Source organism: Alistipes finegoldii DSM 17242, assembly GCF_000265365.1.
Classification (GTDB): domain Bacteria; phylum Bacteroidota; class Bacteroidia; order Bacteroidales; family Rikenellaceae; genus Alistipes; species Alistipes finegoldii.
This window is the reverse complement of record NC_018011.1, coordinates 2900369-2917703: the sequence shown is the minus strand read 5'-3', so window position 1 is coordinate 2917703 and position 17335 is coordinate 2900369. Positions and strand designations below refer to the sequence as shown.

Sequence of the window (17335 nt, the reverse complement as noted above, 5' to 3'; positions counted from 1 at the left end):
GCCGTGCAAAAAAGCAAATCCCGCCTTTCGGTCGCAGCTAATAAATCCTGCCTGCAAGGTTGGCCCTTTAAAATCTGGTCTTGCTGTCCTGCTCCGTATGGAAATGGCACGCATGTTTGCGCGGCACTTACGGGCGGCCGGATCATTGCCGCCCCTTTCTTCGCCAAGAACCCTATATCCCTATATTCCCGGTCCGATGGCCGGGAAACGTTAAACCGTCGGTCAGCGCATCATAAGCACAAGATTGCAAAAGGGAGTAATCCGACTGGCGGCGGAACAGCCGTAACAAACCCGACAAGTAGGACGGGTGGCACGGAATTGCGGCTGTTCCATTTTTTGGACCTTTCCCTCGCCCCACCAACCAATCGAAATACGTACCGTTCCAAAGAACCGCCCCGGCGCATGGGGTAACGCGTCCGGGTTCAGGGTGCAGCGTCGAATTAGATTTTTTCATAATGGTTAGACCCCGCAGCGACCTGCACCCTGTTTTAAAAACGAATAAGCACGGGGCGGGACTGTCTTTTCCATAATACAAAGGCTTGATACGTCGAAAATTTGTTCCGCCCCGTTTTTTACAGATTATGATAGAGCAGCACACCGAAGAAGAACAAACCCTGCGGGCCATCGACCACTTTTACACGACGCAGGTTAGTATCTGCATCGCGGCATTGGGCAGAATGCGGTCTGCGGAGCTGGCCGACAAAAACATCATCCTGCGGGCCATTATGTGCGACATGCCCGACTGCGGCATCTGCGCCGACCCCACGGCCGAAGATTACGGCGTCGATTTTTGGGTTGACCGGGCGGAGTATGTCGATGATCTGTCATTCAACCTTTATGTCACGCAGGCCGAAGAGAACGTACTGTGGAACATCGAGAAAAAAGGCCAGAAACCGGGGCGTCTGGCGGCTCCGCAGCAGCGGATCACGGTGCGGACCGACGGGATAAGCAGGCCCCCGTATATCCCGCTTATCTACCTGACGGTATTAAGTTCCAAACTGATGGCGATGGCCATGTCGGACGTGCTGCCGGAGACGGATTTGTCCACCTATTACGACGAGCGGATGATGGCTGCCATGAGTGAGCACATGACAGAAGCATTGGACCGGATCGTCGCAATGCAAAACGGGGAGGAAGATGCCCAAATGCCGGTAAGCTGAAACACCGCGGCTGGGGCTATGAAAATGAAATAACGACAACAAACTGTAAAACATGGGATAATAGAATCTACATAACGGAATAAACTGCTGATCTCCAACAAAACGCCCACTTTGTAAGACCAGATTGTCATGCAGATTTAATTTCGTGCTGCGGCACGGGGTTTAGGTCTGTATATCTGGTGGGTATGGGCGTACCTGTTTGGAGTAAACAGCACTTTCCCCGTGCTTTCTGTTTCCCGCACGTTCGATTATGAGAAAAGGCTTGATACTCGGATTCGTCGGCAATAATCCCAAACATGCGCGTCGGCTGCCTGACGATGCTTTCGGACAGTTGATCCGCGGCAATGTTCCGCTGGGTTACAGAACGGTTTTGACTGGCATCGAGGGAAATTTTGAAATGGGCTGTGCGGCTGCGACCCTGCGGCTGCGCGGCGAGGGATTGAAAATAAAGCTGCACATAGCCATAACGCAGGGCAAGTACAAAACCTATCTGCGTTATAAACGCGACAATCTCCGGCTTTCGGAAGCACACCGCATCATCGAACAGGCCGACAAGGTGGAAATTATCGAGGGGAAAACACCGCTGGAAGCCGAAAGGCTCCGCGACCGCCATATCGTCGATAAGAGCGATTTGCTGTTCTATTATTCTACGCAGTTGCGCGACGATTTCCGAAACAAATTCATATCCTATTATCTGGAACAGCAGCACCCGCGGAAAAATGTCTGCGACTTGTCGGACAAGAGCGGCCGGGCGTTCGTGGCAAAAGAAGCCAGCCTACGCTATATGCGCGAACGGGATTTGGTTGTCATGGCGAATAGTATTGATAAAATCTACCTGCAGGACTGGCTTGCGCCTGACACGGACGAATTGAGGAAGTATTTCAGAGCACCCAAAGAAACCGCCGTCGTGCTGCTGCGCGATACGGGAGTCTGCGACCCGAAGCTGTTGCCCCTGCGGGTATTTTTCTATGCGCTTTCGAATTCGGTGATAACGAATCTTGCCCTGCCGGAAAAGTGTTGGAGGGAGAGCCGCGAATACTTCGATACGTTCCAAAATATCCTGCGTATTATCCGGCTTACGCGGGCGCACAACATCGAAATCCCGGACTTCAATATCTTCGACTTTCCGCGCTACGGGGAGATTATGCGCCGGATTTTCCAATATCAGGAGTTGAAATAACAAGAACGCTGCATGCTGCGAAAATTACTGAACAGACTTTTCGGCCCCTTTTCTTCGGGCGGCGTAATCCCTTTGGGGGAGTTCCTGATACTGCTTCAAAAGAGTTACGCCTATCTGCGTAAGCATCGTTACCGGGTTCTGTCTACCGAACTGCCGGACGACCTGCTTCAAAAGTGGCTGATGCCGATGCCGGACGAGAAGCAGGCGGAGGAATACAAACGCAGTTTTGCCCGCCAAAACGATACGTTGTCCCAAACTCAACTGCCTGTGTTCGTGTTCGACCACGTTCTACAAAAACGCTTCAACCGGGATATATCGACATTCGACGACGCCGAAATGGAAATCGCGGGCGGGGATTTAAGAATATATATCCTGCTGCTGAATTACATTTTCGGAATGAGGGAAGCGGGACGGCCCCTGATCGAGTTCGATATTTTCGACGTGGAGAATTACGACGCAATCATCGAACGAATCGAAGCGCAGGAAACAGAACGGGAATAAAAATCCCGGTCCGCAGTATAGCGAATAAGGTTGCATGTTCTCTGTTTTTTTGCTATATTTCAGATCAATTCCGGCAATTGTATGAAATATCTGTTATCTCTTTCAATGGTTTTGCTCCTATGCGGCTGTGGCAGCAACAGGCAAATCGAGCAAGAATTGTCTACTGCGACAAGATTGTTACGCATCGAACCGGACAGCTCGTTGCGCATCATCGAGAACATTGACCCCGACCGGATTCTGCGGCGCAGCACGCGGGCAAAATACGCTCTCTTGTATTCCGCGGCACTCGATAAAAATTATGTGGATGCCGATGATGATTCGCTGATACGCATTGCATACCGGTATTACGACAACCGGATTTGTTCGGATTCGGTGAAGTTTCTGATTAACTATCACTATGGGCGAATCTATCAAAACGGCGACGATTATCAGGAAGCCATGCGCTATTATCTGACTGCGGAAAAATACGCTTTCGCGGCGCATAAGAATTATTATCTGGGTTTGGTATACTCCCGTATCGGGGAGGTCTATTCCGAGCAGATGAATTTTAACGGAGCGCTGGAATATTATCGGAATGCTTATGGCGCTTGGGAAAAACTACGCAAGCCTGCGTTTATGAATAATGCGACACTTAATATCGCCAATGCCTATTCCAGTTTGGGCGATAACGACAATGCCGTGAAATACTATTCGCAAGCTCTGCAAGCAGCCGCACAGCAGGAAGATAACGATATGGTTATTGCTTGTTTAAGCAATTTGGGGGATATTTATGTAAATGAGGGCGATTATCCAAAAGCCTTGCAGGCCGTAAAGGAAATTGAACGGACCGCTCCAGATGGTCTTTCAATTTATCAATATAGAGTATTAGCCAAAGTATATTATCTGCAACACAAGATAGACAGCGCACGATATTATTTCAATATCGCTTCGGAGTTGGCGGAGGATATTCGGGACGATGCACAACTGGCATATCTATCTATTCAAATTGAATTGGCATCCGGAAATTCAGAGGAAGCAGCCAATTCGATCAACGAATATATCTGGTTGAGCGATTCCATATCCCGCATGGTGGTATCTCAATCAGCAACCGCCGCCGAGGGGAAATATTATAAAGAGCAAACTGCTTTTGCGAGTTACCGCCTGAAAGTACGAACTTACTTTGAATATATTGTCGGACTGCTGATCTGCACCGTCGCAATTTTCCTGATCTACTACTATCGGGAACGCATGAAACGAAAGCAGCAGCAGGTTGAACGCTACATGTTGGCCGTTGACACCATCCGGGCATCAAAAAACCGCATCCTCGAACATCTTGCCGTCAAGGAGGGACAGGAGGTGCAACTTAAAGAATTGGTGTTGTCCCGCTTCGAGTTCCTCGACCAACTCGGCCGGGCGTTCTATGAACGAAACAATACAAAAGCGCAGCAGGAGGTCATTTACAAACAAGTGAGAAACTTCTTTACGAACCTTGCATCCAATCCCGCGACCAAAAAAGAATTGGAGGAGATCGTAAACACGGTAAATGACAATATCATCGTGAAACTGCGGAAGCAGTTCCCGAAATTCAAACCTGCGGATATAGATTTGCTATGTTACATCTACGCCGGATTCTCGGCGCAAATCATCAGCGTTATAATCGGCGATTCGGTATCGAATGTCTACAACCGCAAATCGAGATTGAAAGCCCGAATTGCGGCGTCGGATTCGGCCGAAAAGGACTTTTTTATTCAGAAAATGTAGTAACACACTGATTGTCAAATAAATTACCCCCCCCCTCCGTTGAAAAACTCCAAAAAAATTAACATGTAATATTTTGTTTTTCAGGCAATTATCGCATACATTATAAAAACTGCGAGATTTATGCAATTCTTGCAGTTTTTATTTATTTGTATATCAATTATTTAGTGGCTTTGTGTGATAGATTTTATCGGCGCTGATTTTGCTATCGGAAGAAACCGAAAGCCTAACTTTACTATTGTCTAACCCACATATCTTATCACATGAAAAAATTACTTTTATTACTTGTGCTGTGCTGCATCGGAGCCGGAATTTGCTTTGAAGCGTATGCAAATCGGAAACGACCGAAAACCACGTCCGTTTATCTGGAAAAGAAAATGACGGTTAAGGGTCCGCGCAGCGTCATGCCGCCGATTAATGCGGTGCTTTCTTCAGATGGCAACACCATTACGCTCCACTCTCCGGAGAATTGCGACCGGGCATTCGTTACGATCTCCGGCAATGGAACCTATCTTACGGAAATGGTGATTTTCACCGATCAGACTGCGACGCTCGACGTGTCGGACCTCGACTGCGGGGTTTACCTGATTACCGTCGAATATGAAAACGGTACGATTTACACAGGACAGATCGAATTTACAGAATAGATCCGACCAATTTGAGTGAGACTTCCTGCCGCAGATAAATCGTTGGGTAACGATTAATTTATTTATATAGTACGGGTTTCTCCAATTGCAATGGACTCTATTCATTGTATAGTTTCCGTGAAGTAACTTTAATTGAAATAAATTTCAACCAATTTTAACGTATCAATTATGAAGAAAATTTTATTATTGTTTGTGATGGCATTGTATGTGTCATCATGTACACAGGATCTCACACAAAATGAGAACATGCAGCCTCAATCAGATGAAACGACAGCACCGGTTAAGTCAGGAGTCTTACATTTTAACTCTGTTGATGATCTATCCTCCACGATTTCTCAGATGAAAGAGAGACAGGCTTTCGACATCAAACATCTTCCAGCGACCCGCGCTGCAGCTCAAGCGTTGAACGGAGAGTTCGTTTCGCTCCGCCAGCACTTGCTCGATCAAGGTCTTCGAGAGTTTACGGATGTAGAATTGGCTGAAATCGCCGCAGATTCTTTGGAATACGAACCTGAAGACAGCCTCATCGTAGATCCGTACATGACAGCAATTCTCAATGGCGAGCGTGAGGTGCAGGTCGGCGATAAGATTTGTCGCTTCGTTGAGGATGGTATGATGATGTACGATGCTAACGAAAAGGTGCTTTTCGACCCTAATTTGGTGGAACAGAAATTAGCCGTCGAGTCAATGTTCTCATGGTCAAGTTGTTGAAATAGCAGACACAAAGGGAGTTAAGGCGCAATTTGTTAAAGTCGATTATATCAAAGAAGATCTAATCCTTCAAGATCGCGTTATCATTGATGGGGGTAATTCAGGTGGAGGCGGCTTCTCGTCAGTCGGCTCTGGTAATTCAGGAAATAATAGCTCGGTAACGTATAATTATGATGGAAGTATTACGCTGACGAACGGTATGAAGATTCCGAAGGACAGGATTCGCCGCGCAACCTACACGAAAGGTGGCGGCAACGGAAGTTGGCTGGCGCAAGGTCTCTCCGGATGGTTTGGGCTGAATGTAACTATAACGAACAACTACAATAAGCGTCATCGCATGAAATTGCGTATGTACGAACAGGATTATATTATCTACCGAGCTGTAGGTATGACGGTTCGTATGCAAAAACGCACATTAGGCATCTGGTGGCGAAAAAAAGCTCAAGAATTTCGTTATGGATGGTCGGCCATCGAATGTGAATATAAATTCCCGTCTCCGACCTTCATCGACCCTCCTAAAATGCCGAATGGTTTGCCGCAATACAATAAATATCCGACCGGAATGACAAAGAAATTCCCGTTTGCAAACTCCAAAATTGTCCTTTTTCATATTCCGCTTGCAAATTATGATGTTACAACAGGTGATGTGAACGGAGCAATGGCTGCCGGAATGAAGAAATTGGCAAGTAGCATAAATAGTTGGTTCAATGATTCTCAGAACAAGGGACTCTTGAATAATCCTCGCGGATTGTTTACTACTCGTGACGGAGATCGCAAAATCAGAGTAATATTCCCACAAAGCGAAGAGGTGGATTATCACACTGGACGAGAGGTTGTAAGATGGGACAAGCAGTGGTTCTCCGGTAATTTCATGATTGGCTTCAAGTCCAATATGTCCGGAGGTGGATTCCATTATAAGAATTCGAGTTTCTCACCGGCAAAAGATGTATCTATCATTCGAGGGCGCATATACGGAGCCGTCAAATACGACAATCAGTGGCGCGCTTGCGTAATTGAAACAAAATAAGTATATTTCCAGCGTTTATTATTTATCAAGTATGAAAAAGTTAATCTTTGCATTTGCCCTGCTATGTTTCATGCAGGGTAATGCTCAAACCAGCCAATCCACAGTTGCAGATCGTAAGGTTGGCTGTATCGAGGGTGAAATCGGCGGAGGCTTTGCTTTCGGTGCCGACAAACTGAATTTCGACAAGAACAAACTCGGCGCAACATTTTATGCTGAAGTGCGATATAATATACAGCGCGTTCCGTTGGATGTCGGTGTACAGGTAGGAGGGACAATTTTCCACCGAGAGTCCGTCAATGCTGGACAGCTGAAATTCAAGACATGGAACGTGATGGCTGTGACGGATTACAATTTTCGGCGTTATAAGAAAATTTCATTCTTCGCGGGTATCGGTTTGGGTTATGCCTCTTTGGATAATTCGGCTCCGATTACCTTTGATGACTCGCAGCCCAACTGGGGCGGATTCTCGACGGGAACCAAGACGGGGTCTTTCTGTTTCATGCCGCGTATTGGCGTGGAGTTGTTTCACCATCTTCGCGTAACCTTCAATTATAAATTGGAAGAAAAGGCCAACCGGCATTTCAATATTTCCGTAGGAGTTGTATTTGGCGGCGGACGTAAATAGCTTTCTAATAAAAGAGGAAGCCGAAAAACTTTACGAGTAGTTAAAATAATAAACCCATACGATTATGAAGATTACCAAAATTTGTATTTTTACTATAGTTGCATTTGCAGCTTATGCTTGTGCGAAAAGTGACAGTGTGGATACATCATCCGTCACCCCGGAAACGCTGGTGCCTGTGGAGAATGACGAGATTCAGTGCATCAATGGCACGCTGCATTTTTCATCAGGTGAAGTTTGCCTGAACACTTTGGAATCGCTGACTTCGGAAGAATCTCTGCACGCTTTCGAGAAAGCGCATAATTTCACCTCGTGGCGTTCGTTCACGGATGGTATGTTGGATGATATTATCGCCTGTGAAACTCCGGAGGAGTACCAAGCGGTTCTTGAAACCTGCGCAGGCTATCTTAAAATGGATAATGACCGCCTGATGCCTGTTATCACTTCTGTCGGTTATGCCAGCATTGCCGACATTAATGGAGTTTTTTATGTCGGTGATGTCAAACATACCGTGAACGCGGAATCCGTAACTATCGAGAGGACCGATGCAAAAACAAGGGCTGTTGAAGTTGAAGAAATAGGTTATGTTGCGCCTGTATTCGATGAAACCCAGACCAGAGGAGAGATTTCGCAGAAGTATACGGATCGCCGTCGTGAAACAAAAAAGTACAAAGTTTTCTCTCGCACCAACGTATTGCGTCACTCTGTTGTACAAGAGGTAAATGGACAGAAATACTATAACACCTCCTTTGCTATTCAGGTGCATGTTTCGGGACAAAAGAAGAAGACCCTGATAGGATGGAATACCTACAATGACCGCTTTTATATTGAGAATCTGCATTGGGATTTAACCATCGCCGGGAAACGAATTTCTTTCGAAACATACAGAAATAATTATTCGAAAACGGAATCCACAAAGAACCTGTATGCGACCATCGGTTTCGGAAACGGTCAATTCAACATGACCCCTACGGAAGTACCTATGCCGAGCGGATTCAACTGCATTGTACATAGGGCACGAAGCCGTGAGATGGGTAATTGCGGAGTTGTTACAGATATTAATTGCTGCCAAGGAATTTACCTGCCGGTTCCCGAATGTATCTAACTATTCCATATCAAGGAAACAGGGACATAATTCTCTGTTTCCTTGATTATTCCACACTCTAAAATTTATTATGAAAAAGATTCTTTTCTTGCTTGCGTTTGCCATCGGATTCATTTCTTGCAACGATGAAAAACATGTTTGGAGCTTCGAGGACATGTTTTATTTCCTGCATAACGATCCATCGCAGGAGGGCTGGGTTGAACCTGTTACGAAAATAACTGTCGGACCCGGTGCGCAGGTGGATTTATTGGTTACACGCAATGCTTTTGCAGCCAAAGCTCATCCCAAACAGACGGTAAAGGTCATTGTCGAGGAGAATCTATCCACGGCAAAACCCGGCGGTGATTTCATTCTCAGCGAGCAGGTTTTCAATTTCAGGAATAAGGATGTCCTGCAACTTCCTTTACGAGTAAATATCAGCGGCGGCACGTCCGGTAAAAAAATCGTGCTACGTCTTGATTACGGCTATTATGACGAATGCAGTCCGGAAAGCCGTAAGGGAGATAAGTTGATAATTAAGGTTAAATAAACCATGCTGCGCTGCATTTCGGTATTCTTTGTAGTTTTTATCTGCTGGGCCTGCGAGGTCGATTATTCGTTCGGCGAAAAGGATTTTAAGCCCCGCGTGGTTGTCAATGCGTTGATCTCGCCGCAGGAACCCTTTGCGGTACGCCTGCATTGGAGCCGCAGCTACTCGGCCCAAAGCGGGTTTACTCCCGTTGGGGAAGCCGAAATCCGCCTGTACGAAGATAATACCGAGGTTGTGCGCTGTCCGGCCGATCCGGAGGGCACGACCCAAACAACGTTCCGGGCTGTTGCCGGGCGCTCATACCGTCTTGTCGTGTCGGTCCCCGGCTACGGCGAGTTATCCGCCCGGACGACGATTCCCGAAGCACCCGCAGCCCGCATATCGTTCGCGCACCAAAAGGGATGGTATCGGCATTTCGACATGACGGACCTTACTGCAGGCGTGGATGCCAAAGCTATCTGGCTCCGGGGTACGGAACAGGACAATAACGGAGAAAAAGATATATATGCGTTCTATACGACTTCCGTATTTGTCGATCAGGTGAACGGCGCGAACGACGCCTACGAATCCGACGAAAAAGGAAGCACCATAGATTTCGAATATTTTCTGCGTGTCGCCCGCGAAAATCTCGGCGCAGCATTCCCGCTCCGCTTCTCGGTTTTCGGAGCCGTTGAAAACAGGCACACATTTCAGATTATTGCGGCGTCCGACACCTACGACCGCTATATGCGCTCCCGATATAAACATGAGCTGAATACGGGAGAAAGTGCGCAGGAAAATCCCTTTATCGAGCAGATCACGGTCTACTCGAACATTGACAACGGTATCGGCATCTTCGCCGGATATAACTATTACACGACGCCCGAATTATGAGGAAACTGCTCGCAGGCTGTCTGGCGCTTTGCATTCCCGCCTTACTTACGGCGCAAACTCCCGCCGACAGCATTTCACGCACCGAAGCGATAGATTCGGTAGTCGTCACCGCCCGCAGGCCGTTGATGGTCTACAAGCAGACGGGCAATATCGCCGTGGACATCGAGCAGCTTAAATACGCTCCGCTGTTCGCGGGCGAAAAAGACATATTCAAATTCCTGCAACTGCTTCCGGGCGTCTCGGCCGGAAAGGACGGTATGTCGGGTCTGCTGGTACGCGGCGGCAGCAACGACCAGACATTAATTCTTTACGACGACGTGCCGATTTACAATCAGGCGCATGCCTACGGCATCCTCTCGATATTCAGCGGCGAAACGGTGCAATCGGCCGAGATGTCGAAAGGTTACATATCGCCCGCCTACGGCTCCCGGCTCTCGGCCCTGACGCAGATTCGCACACGCGAGGGCGACCGACGGAATCACCGCCAGTCGCTCACGGTGGGAACCTTGTCGTTGGCCGGGACCCTCGACGGGCCTATCAAACGCGATAAGGGTTCCTACCTCATTTCAGCACGTTACTTCTTTCCCGAAGCGGTGCTTGCAATCGTCGATAACGCTGTCCGCTACGGCTTCTACGACGTGACGGGGAAACTGACTTACGACATTCACCGAAATCATACGCTTTCGCTCGGAATCTATTCCGGCGACGACCACATGAAGAACAAGGAAGATCACGCAGAAAACGGGTTCGGCTGGGGCAATACTACGGCATCCCTGCGGCTGGAATCGCGTTGGAATGATAATCTGCGCTCCTCGGTGGTGGCCTACTATACCTACCTGCAAAACCGTCAGGAAACAGAATTTAAAGACGACGGTTTCAGTAATTGGGGCAAAACGACTTTCAAAACCCACGAGTTCGGAGCACGCATGACGTTCGACCAACGGCTTTCGCGTGTCTGGTCGCTGGAATACGGGGCTACGTTTTCGCACCAGCGGTTCGAACCGATGCACACAAAAAGCATCATCAACGGACAGCACAAGGACCGCGGCTATTCTTCCGAGCAGCTTGTTTCGGGGGCGCTGTTCCTGAACAACCGCTTTCAATGGGGAGGCTGGCGGGCCGACGTGGGTGTGCGGGGCGCGGTCTATGACAATTCGGAGCAGACAAAATATGCCGTAGAGCCGCGTGCGCAGCTATCCTATGATTTTGGCCGCGACAATGCGGTCTGGCTTTCGGGGACGATAAATTCACAGGCACTTGTTCAATTCAACCGCTATTACTACTCGATGCCGATCGACTTCTGGACCCCGTTTCGGGACGGCAGGTTACAACACGCATGGCAGGTGTCGCTCGGCGGCCGTGCGAAGCTGCACGAAAACCTGACCCTTTCGGTGGAGGGCTATTACAAACGGATGCGCAACCTGCCGCTGATTTACGACAGCGACGATTACCTGCTCGGCAACGGCGGCTTCATTTACGGCACGGGACGAGCGTTCGGCATTGAAGCAATGCTCCAGTACCAGACCGAACGCCTGAGCCTGACGGCTTCCTATACCTATACCGATTCCCGCCGCCGCTCGGACGGCGTAACCTATCCGTTTGAATATGACGTACCGCACGATTTCAATGCGTTCGTCAGCTACGACGTGGTGAAGCGACCGGGCCGAAAACATACCTTTTCACTCAATGTTGCATGGCGTTCCGGGCTTCCGTATCGCCTGACGAACGAAAGCTATCCGGATACGGACGGTAATCCGATCATCGGCATCACGGCCTATCCCACGATGCGGATGCACAACTATTTCCGCGCCGATGTCAGCTACAACATGGAGCGCTGCAAGCGCAACGGCGTGCGCAACTGGCAGTTCTCGATCATCAACGCCACATGGCACAAAAACCCCGTAAGCATTTATCCTTACCGGGGCAGCTATAAGGCAACGGTGCTAATACCTATCATGCCGTCGGTTTCATATACCCGCACGTTCGGAAAATGATCGTGTCCACAATATTCAAAACGCCAATTTCCAAACCTCAAAATAACTTTTAACCCTTAAAATTTTGTCTTATGAAAAAAAACGATCTTCACCATTCTGTTTGTTCTTTCAGTTACGATTAACTGCTTGGCCCAAATGACCTATAAGGACGGCAAACTCACCGTAGGACGAGGTATGTATAAAACCTATACGACGAGTTGGGCGGGATGGGCGCACTATTGGGGGTCCACGGACCAAAACGGTATCAAAATGCACATTCATGCAGCCGATCCCCGTATGTCTACTACAACCAATAAACTTGTGTTTTTGGATAGCGACAGGTCCTTGTATATCGACCTTTATTGCCGCACGATGTATCAGACTTCGGATGAAAAACTGAAAACCAATATTCGCTCATTGAAAACGACACCCGTTTCCCGGTCTGCTTTTTCCATTAACATAGCGACTGCACAATCTAACCCGTCAACGAATATGGTGCTGAAATTGAATCCCGTGAAATATCATTGGAGGGATGAAAGCGAATACGAAAGATTCAATATTCGTCCAGTGCAAAGCGGTGTGGAGGAATACGGTTTTTTGGCGCAGGAATTAGAAGCTATCATTCCCGGAGCAGTCGCCATGACAGAAGAGGGTGACCGTCTTGTCAATTATTCCGCCCTTATCCCGATTCTGACGGGCGCCATTCAGGAATTAACCGCGCGCGTCGCTGCATTGGAAAGTCAATTAAAAGCCGCCGGGAAATAGGAAATCATTGAATTTTGACGGAATTACATAAAACTGTTTTATGAAGAAAATATATTCGGTGATATTATTATTGGCTGTGATGCTGTCCTCTTGTACCAAAGACGAAACAGACATTATGACCGATGATAATTCCAACGCGCCGGCACTCGCAAAAACCCGTTCGGATGGAAGTGATATGGTAGAATATGAACTTTTACCGAATCCGTACACGGTTGATGTCATACAGGGTGTTTACGATTCGTATAATGTTTCTAAAACTATTGAACCGACGGATTTGTACGTCAGATTCTTACCGCAGGACAGTTTACAACTTATTGCCCTGAAAAACGATTATGACCTCGAACTGTTCGACTATCCGCTCAATATCGAACTTCCGGAAGATGCGGTTTATCAAGACCCGACTATTCCGGAGGGTAGTTTTACTTGGTTGTATACAACCGTAAAGCCAGACTTCGCATTTCCCAAAGAAATACCTTATGAGGTGATTGAAGAATGCTATATTCCGGCAGAAGATGAAACAATCTCACCCACTCGCGGGGGTATTATAAATGTGGAGGAAGCTGCTTTTTTAAGTCTTGGATACCCCCTTGAAGAACAGGAACCGGAAACTCGCGGAAAACGCAGACCGGAGGGAACTATCAGAGTTTACGATGATTATGCAGGTGCTTTTGTTCCGGTAAAAGGAGTTAAAATCAGATGCCGTGTCCCGTCCTGAAAAAGGTTTACAGTGATTGATAATTAAAGATAAACATTTTGGTTCAAAAAATATTGTCCTGATATAAGTTTACATATGCCTTCCGAACAACCGTCTTTCGGCCCCAATGATGTTTGAGTTTCCCGGTTCTAAGTTCCGCTTCCAAGGGCGTAAGCCAATCGCAGCTGGCATGAGGTCTGAATGAATTATAAAGGATAACGATCTCATCGATGCGTTCTTTTGCTGCCTGAAAACTTTCAAAACATTCCTCGTCGATCCATTCGCTCTTCAGAATACCGTTCACCCGTTCGGCAACGGCATTCTCATACGGATCGCCCTTTTCAGTCATGCTGATGCGAATCCCATTATCGGTCAGCAATTTCACATATTCTTTTGAACAATATTGGCATCCTCTGTCCGAATGATGGATTAACCCTTGCCGTTTTTGCTGCGGAGTCTGGTCTATGGCCATCCTCAGTGCACGGAGCGCTCCGTCCCGTTCCAATGTCGTATTCAGATCATAGCCTACGATCCGTTTGGAATAGGCATCCGTTATCAAAGCCAGATATGCAAATCCTTCTTTCAAAGAAATGTACGTAATATCTCCGACCCATAAACGATGCGGCCGCTCGAGGTCGAAACCCCGGATCAGATTCGGATATTTACGCATCCAGTGCCGCGAGCAGGTCGTAACGCTGTATTTCTTCCGACGTTTGACCAGAAGATTGTTTTCCGAAAGCAGCGTAAATAACCGATCCCGGCTGACCGGAAATCCGTCTTGTTGCAGCAAATGCCACAGTTTGCGACCGCCGAGCCTGGGCATCAGTTTCCGGTAGTAACCCACCCGCTCCAAAAGAAGGGTGTCGGACAAGGATCCTTCCCTATTACGCCGTAAATGTTTATAATAGGCCTGACGGGTATAGCCGAACAACCCGCACAGAAACGACAGGCTCATTGCTGTGTGTCTTTCTTTGAGACGCTGGACTGTCCGGCTGCGGATTTTTTTAGCAGGTCGATACCGTATTCTTCTTGGAGGATATCTCCCATGATCTCATAGCCTTCCAGACGTAATAAAGCCTCTTCCAAGCGCCGCCGAAGGGCTTTGTTCTCGGATAATAATTCACTGGCTTCTTCACTCGTAACGCGGGACATGATCGGATAAGGATTAGGGGTACTCACAAAGCTACAACTGTTTTTCGCTTTCCACCGCTGACCCATCTTATGAATCGTAGACATGGGAATACCATGTTCTTCGGAGAGTTGGCGAGCCGTCTTGACTCCGCTCAAATACTCCTGTAAAATCAGATGACGCAACTGACGCGGTAAATAATGACGTGATAAGTCTGAATTCGTTTTTTGCTGCATAAGATTTACTCTTTTCTGTAAACCTTTTTCAGGACGGGACAAACTTTTTCAGGACGGGACACTGGCACCGGGCCGCCCCTTGCCGACAAACAAGGACAGAAACAGACAAACAAAGAACTGGGCAAGTCCGACTAAGGCTTGCCCGGTTTTCTATCCGGCAACGGGTTCCGCAGGGATGACGCTATTTCCGGAATTCGAGACGCACGACGACCGGAAAATGGTCCGACGGCGTGCGCGCCTCGTAACTGTGCAGTGAAACCTCCTTGGGGAAGGCGCCCGACTTGATCTCCTCGCCGCTGGCGGCGGTCTCCGTACGGTAGGTATCGGTCAGCACCCCGTAATCGTGCACGCGAACCGACGGCGTCACGAAGATATGGTCGATGCGGCTGTCGGTCTTCAGCGAAGGGTTGAAGCTGTTGAACGTACCGTTCGGGGCGTAGCGTCTTCCGGCGGTCTCGTACGAGTCGGCCAAAATGCCCGACGAGACAAAGGTCGTATAGATATGATTGTTCTGGTCGACGTTGAAGTCTCCGGTCAGGATCACGAACTCTTTGGGTTTGCACATTTCACGGATCTTCGCCACCACAAGCTTGGCGCTCTCCTCACGGGCCTGCACCCCGATATGGTCCATATGCAGGTTGAAGAACCAGAAGCGGCGCTTGGTCTGCAGGTCGAGGAAATGCCCCCACGTGCAGATGCGCGGCAGCGCGGCGTCCCAGCCTTTGTTCGGACGGTCGGTGATCTCCGAAAGCCAGAAGTGGCCTTCGTCCAGCAGGCGGAAACGCTCCTTTTTATAGAATACGGGCGCATATTCGCCTTGCGTCTTTCCGTCGTCACGGCCGACGCCGATATAGTCGTAGTCGGGAAGCTGCGCCAGCATGTCGTGCAGCTGGCCGTCGAGCACCTCCTGACTGCCGAAAATGTCGAAGCCGTGGAATTCTATCAGGCGGCACACCCACGGGCCGCGACGCTCCCAGCCGTTGCCGCGTTCGGCGTCGCCCCGATTGGCGTTGCGGATATTATAGGTGGCCACGGTCAGCTCCTGAGCAGCGGCACAAAAGGTCACGGCGGCAAACAGCGCGAGAATCAGCAATTTCTTCATTTCAAAGGATCGTTTAACGGGTTAGAAATCGAACAAAGATATAAAAAACGCACGAAATCCCCTCCGGCCGCACTTCCGCAAGTAAATTTTTCTGCCGGATTAGTACACTTTCAGGCTTGAGGATACGGGGTTCGCCATATTTTTACTATCTTTGGGGTGCAAAAAACCAAACTTATGGAATCAGCCCGTAAAACCTCCGTAACCAAAGTAATGCCCATCCTTTTCAGCTTCTTCGTGATGGGATTCTGCGACGTGGTCGGCATCTCGACCACCTATGTCAAAAACGATTTCAACCTCAGCGAAGCCCTCGCCGGATTCATTCCGTCGATGGTATTCCTCTGGTTCCTGCTGCTCTCGGTCCCCGTAGCACTGGCAATGAACCGCGTCGGACGCAAACGCACCGTCCAGATCAGCAACGTCATCACGATCGTCGGCATGCTGATTCCGTTCGTATCGTATAATTTCGCGACCTGCATGGTGGCCTTCGCGCTGCTGGGAATCGGCAACACGATCCTGCAGGTGTCGCTCAATCCGCTGCTGACGAATGTCGTGTCGGGCGAATCGCTTACCAGCTCGCTCACGGCGGGACAGGTCGTGAAGGCCGTCTCGTCGTTCATGGGTCCGATTATCGCCGTCTTCGCGGTGAACGTCTTCGGCAACTGGCAGTACCTCTTCCCGATCTTCGCCGCGATCACGCTTCTCTCGTCGCTTTGGCTGATGATGACCTCGATTCCCAAAGAGGAGGTTTCCCTACAGTCGGGCAGTTCGGTCGGCGCAACGTTCTCGCTGCTGAAGGACAGCCATATCCTGCTCTTCTTCATCGGCATCCTCTGCACCGTAGGTCTCGACGTGGGCATGAACACGCTGACGCCCAAACTGCTGATCGAACGCTGCGGACTCGAAATCACCGACGCAGGACTCGGATCGAGCGTCTATTTCTTCTGCCGTACGGCCGGCGCATTCATCGGCGCATTCCTGCTGGCGCGTCTCTCGGACGTCCGCTACCTGCGCGTAAACCTCATCGTGATGCTCGCGGCGCTGGGCGTGCTCTATTTCGCCAACAGCTACATCGAGATACTGATTTGCGTGGGCGTCTTCGCCTTCGCCCTCTCGTGCGTCTTCTCGATCGTCTACTCGCTGGCGCTGCGCCGCCGCCCGGACAAGGCCAATGAAATTTCGGGCCTGATGATTACGGGCGTCTGCGGAGGCGCGATCATCCCCCCGCTGATGGGGCTGCTGACCGAAACCGTCGGATCGCAGGTCGGCTCGCTCATCATCCTGACCGTCTGCGCCGTATACCTGACCTTCTGCGCATACAGCATCAAATCCAAAGCCAACAAATAA

General features: G+C 49.1%; 18 protein-coding genes. 15 read left to right on the top strand and 3 right to left on the bottom strand.

The genetic code is table 11. The annotated features are described in order from the left end of the window. The first annotated feature begins 581 nt into the window (after window positions 1-581). The 14 genes from ALFI_RS12620 (at window position 582) to ALFI_RS12555 (ending at window position 13545) form a co-directional block, all read left to right on the top strand. Entirely contained in the window at window positions 582-1160 is a 579-nt protein-coding gene (locus tag ALFI_RS12620) for a hypothetical protein (protein ID WP_014776087.1), read from the top strand. Between the two features lie 250 nt (window positions 1161-1410). Further along, complete coding sequence (locus ALFI_RS12615; protein ID WP_014776086.1) at window positions 1411-2340, top strand: hypothetical protein; 930 nt, start codon at window positions 1411-1413, stop codon at window positions 2338-2340. Window positions 2341-2352: 12 nt separating this feature from the next. Continuing rightward, on the top strand, window positions 2353-2841 hold the full coding sequence (locus ALFI_RS12610) for a hypothetical protein (RefSeq protein ID WP_014776085.1): 489 nt from the start codon (window positions 2353-2355) through the stop codon (window positions 2839-2841). Window positions 2842-2922: 81 nt separating this feature from the next. Continuing rightward, complete coding sequence (locus tag ALFI_RS12605) at window positions 2923-4581, top strand: tetratricopeptide repeat protein (RefSeq protein ID WP_155835666.1); 1659 nt, start codon at window positions 2923-2925, stop codon at window positions 4579-4581. 260 nt (window positions 4582-4841) lie between these two features. Then, a complete protein-coding gene (locus ALFI_RS12600) occupies window positions 4842-5225 on the top strand; it encodes a DUF3244 domain-containing protein (RefSeq protein WP_130064081.1) in 384 nt (127 codons plus the stop codon). Window positions 5226-5393: 168 nt separating this feature from the next. Further along, window positions 5394-5936, top strand: a complete 543-nt coding sequence (locus ALFI_RS12595) for a hypothetical protein (protein WP_014776082.1) — start codon at window positions 5394-5396, stop codon at window positions 5934-5936. Between the two features lie 199 nt (window positions 5937-6135). Next, window positions 6136-6963, top strand: a complete 828-nt coding sequence (locus ALFI_RS12590; protein WP_039939683.1) for a hypothetical protein — start codon at window positions 6136-6138, stop codon at window positions 6961-6963. 31 nt (window positions 6964-6994) lie between these two features. Next, entirely contained in the window at window positions 6995-7588 is a 594-nt protein-coding gene (locus ALFI_RS12585) for an outer membrane beta-barrel protein (RefSeq protein ID WP_009596664.1), read from the top strand. Window positions 7589-7652: 64 nt separating this feature from the next. Then, window positions 7653-8690, top strand: a complete 1038-nt coding sequence (locus ALFI_RS12580) for a hypothetical protein (RefSeq protein WP_014776081.1) — start codon at window positions 7653-7655, stop codon at window positions 8688-8690. A gap of 70 nt (window positions 8691-8760) precedes the next feature. After that, complete coding sequence (locus ALFI_RS12575; protein ID WP_014776080.1) at window positions 8761-9219, top strand: hypothetical protein; 459 nt, start codon at window positions 8761-8763, stop codon at window positions 9217-9219. A 3-nt stretch (window positions 9220-9222) separates the two neighbouring features. Next, on the top strand, window positions 9223-10092 hold the full coding sequence (locus tag ALFI_RS12570; RefSeq protein WP_014776079.1) for a DUF4249 domain-containing protein: 870 nt from the start codon (window positions 9223-9225) through the stop codon (window positions 10090-10092). Continuing rightward, complete coding sequence (locus tag ALFI_RS12565; protein ID WP_014776078.1) at window positions 10089-12086, top strand: TonB-dependent receptor plug domain-containing protein; 1998 nt, start codon at window positions 10089-10091, stop codon at window positions 12084-12086. Before ALFI_RS12570 ends, ALFI_RS12565 begins: the two co-directional genes overlap by 4 nt. 135 nt (window positions 12087-12221) lie before the next feature. Beyond that, the gene (locus ALFI_RS12560) at window positions 12222-12830 is read left to right on the top strand and encodes a tail fiber domain-containing protein (RefSeq protein ID WP_009598107.1); all 609 of its coding nucleotides are present in this window, start codon (window positions 12222-12224) and stop codon (window positions 12828-12830) included. Window positions 12831-12870: 40 nt separating this feature from the next. Continuing rightward, on the top strand, window positions 12871-13545 hold the full coding sequence (locus ALFI_RS12555) for a hypothetical protein (RefSeq protein WP_014776077.1): 675 nt from the start codon (window positions 12871-12873) through the stop codon (window positions 13543-13545). A gap of 43 nt (window positions 13546-13588) precedes the next feature. Here ALFI_RS12555 and ALFI_RS12550 read toward each other — a convergent pair whose 3' ends face one another. From ALFI_RS12550 to ALFI_RS12540, 3 genes are all read right to left on the bottom strand, one after another. Further along, the gene (locus tag ALFI_RS12550; protein WP_014776076.1) at window positions 13589-14479 is read right to left on the bottom strand and encodes an IS3 family transposase; all 891 of its coding nucleotides are present in this window, start codon (window positions 14477-14479) and stop codon (window positions 13589-13591) included. Beyond that, the gene (locus ALFI_RS12545) at window positions 14476-14889 is read right to left on the bottom strand and encodes a hypothetical protein (RefSeq protein ID WP_014776075.1); all 414 of its coding nucleotides are present in this window, start codon (window positions 14887-14889) and stop codon (window positions 14476-14478) included. Before ALFI_RS12545 ends, ALFI_RS12550 begins: the two co-directional genes overlap by 4 nt. A gap of 181 nt (window positions 14890-15070) precedes the next feature. Beyond that, entirely contained in the window at window positions 15071-15991 is a 921-nt protein-coding gene (locus tag ALFI_RS12540) for an endonuclease/exonuclease/phosphatase family protein (RefSeq protein ID WP_014776074.1), read from the bottom strand. A 174-nt stretch (window positions 15992-16165) separates the two neighbouring features. On the opposite strand from ALFI_RS12540, the gene ALFI_RS12535 reads away from it, so the two are divergent. Continuing rightward, complete coding sequence (locus tag ALFI_RS12535) at window positions 16166-17335, top strand: MFS transporter (protein ID WP_014776073.1); 1170 nt, start codon at window positions 16166-16168, stop codon at window positions 17333-17335.

Coding starts and splice junctions, on each gene's coding strand:
- ALFI_RS12620 (WP_014776087.1), top strand. CDS start 582: ATGATAGAGCAGCACACCGAAGAAGAACAAACCCTGCGGGCCATCGAC.
- ALFI_RS12615 (WP_014776086.1), top strand. CDS start 1,411: ATGAGAAAAGGCTTGATACTCGGATTCGTCGGCAATAATCCCAAACAT.
- ALFI_RS12610 (WP_014776085.1), top strand. CDS start 2,353: ATGCTGCGAAAATTACTGAACAGACTTTTCGGCCCCTTTTCTTCGGGC.
- ALFI_RS12605 (WP_155835666.1), top strand. CDS start 2,923: ATGAAATATCTGTTATCTCTTTCAATGGTTTTGCTCCTATGCGGCTGT.
- ALFI_RS12600 (WP_130064081.1), top strand. CDS start 4,842: ATGAAAAAATTACTTTTATTACTTGTGCTGTGCTGCATCGGAGCCGGA.
- ALFI_RS12595 (WP_014776082.1), top strand. CDS start 5,394: ATGAAGAAAATTTTATTATTGTTTGTGATGGCATTGTATGTGTCATCA.
- ALFI_RS12590 (WP_039939683.1), top strand. CDS start 6,136: ATGAAGATTCCGAAGGACAGGATTCGCCGCGCAACCTACACGAAAGGT.
- ALFI_RS12585 (WP_009596664.1), top strand. CDS start 6,995: ATGAAAAAGTTAATCTTTGCATTTGCCCTGCTATGTTTCATGCAGGGT.
- ALFI_RS12580 (WP_014776081.1), top strand. CDS start 7,653: ATGAAGATTACCAAAATTTGTATTTTTACTATAGTTGCATTTGCAGCT.
- ALFI_RS12575 (WP_014776080.1), top strand. CDS start 8,761: ATGAAAAAGATTCTTTTCTTGCTTGCGTTTGCCATCGGATTCATTTCT.
- ALFI_RS12570 (WP_014776079.1), top strand. CDS start 9,223: ATGCTGCGCTGCATTTCGGTATTCTTTGTAGTTTTTATCTGCTGGGCC.
- ALFI_RS12565 (WP_014776078.1), top strand. CDS start 10,089: ATGAGGAAACTGCTCGCAGGCTGTCTGGCGCTTTGCATTCCCGCCTTA.
- ALFI_RS12560 (WP_009598107.1), top strand. CDS start 12,222: ATGACCTATAAGGACGGCAAACTCACCGTAGGACGAGGTATGTATAAA.
- ALFI_RS12555 (WP_014776077.1), top strand. CDS start 12,871: ATGAAGAAAATATATTCGGTGATATTATTATTGGCTGTGATGCTGTCC.
- ALFI_RS12550 (WP_014776076.1), bottom strand. CDS start 14,479: ATGAGCCTGTCGTTTCTGTGCGGGTTGTTCGGCTATACCCGTCAGGCC.
- ALFI_RS12545 (WP_014776075.1), bottom strand. CDS start 14,889: ATGCAGCAAAAAACGAATTCAGACTTATCACGTCATTATTTACCGCGT.
- ALFI_RS12540 (WP_014776074.1), bottom strand. CDS start 15,991: ATGAAGAAATTGCTGATTCTCGCGCTGTTTGCCGCCGTGACCTTTTGT.
- ALFI_RS12535 (WP_014776073.1), top strand. CDS start 16,166: ATGGAATCAGCCCGTAAAACCTCCGTAACCAAAGTAATGCCCATCCTT.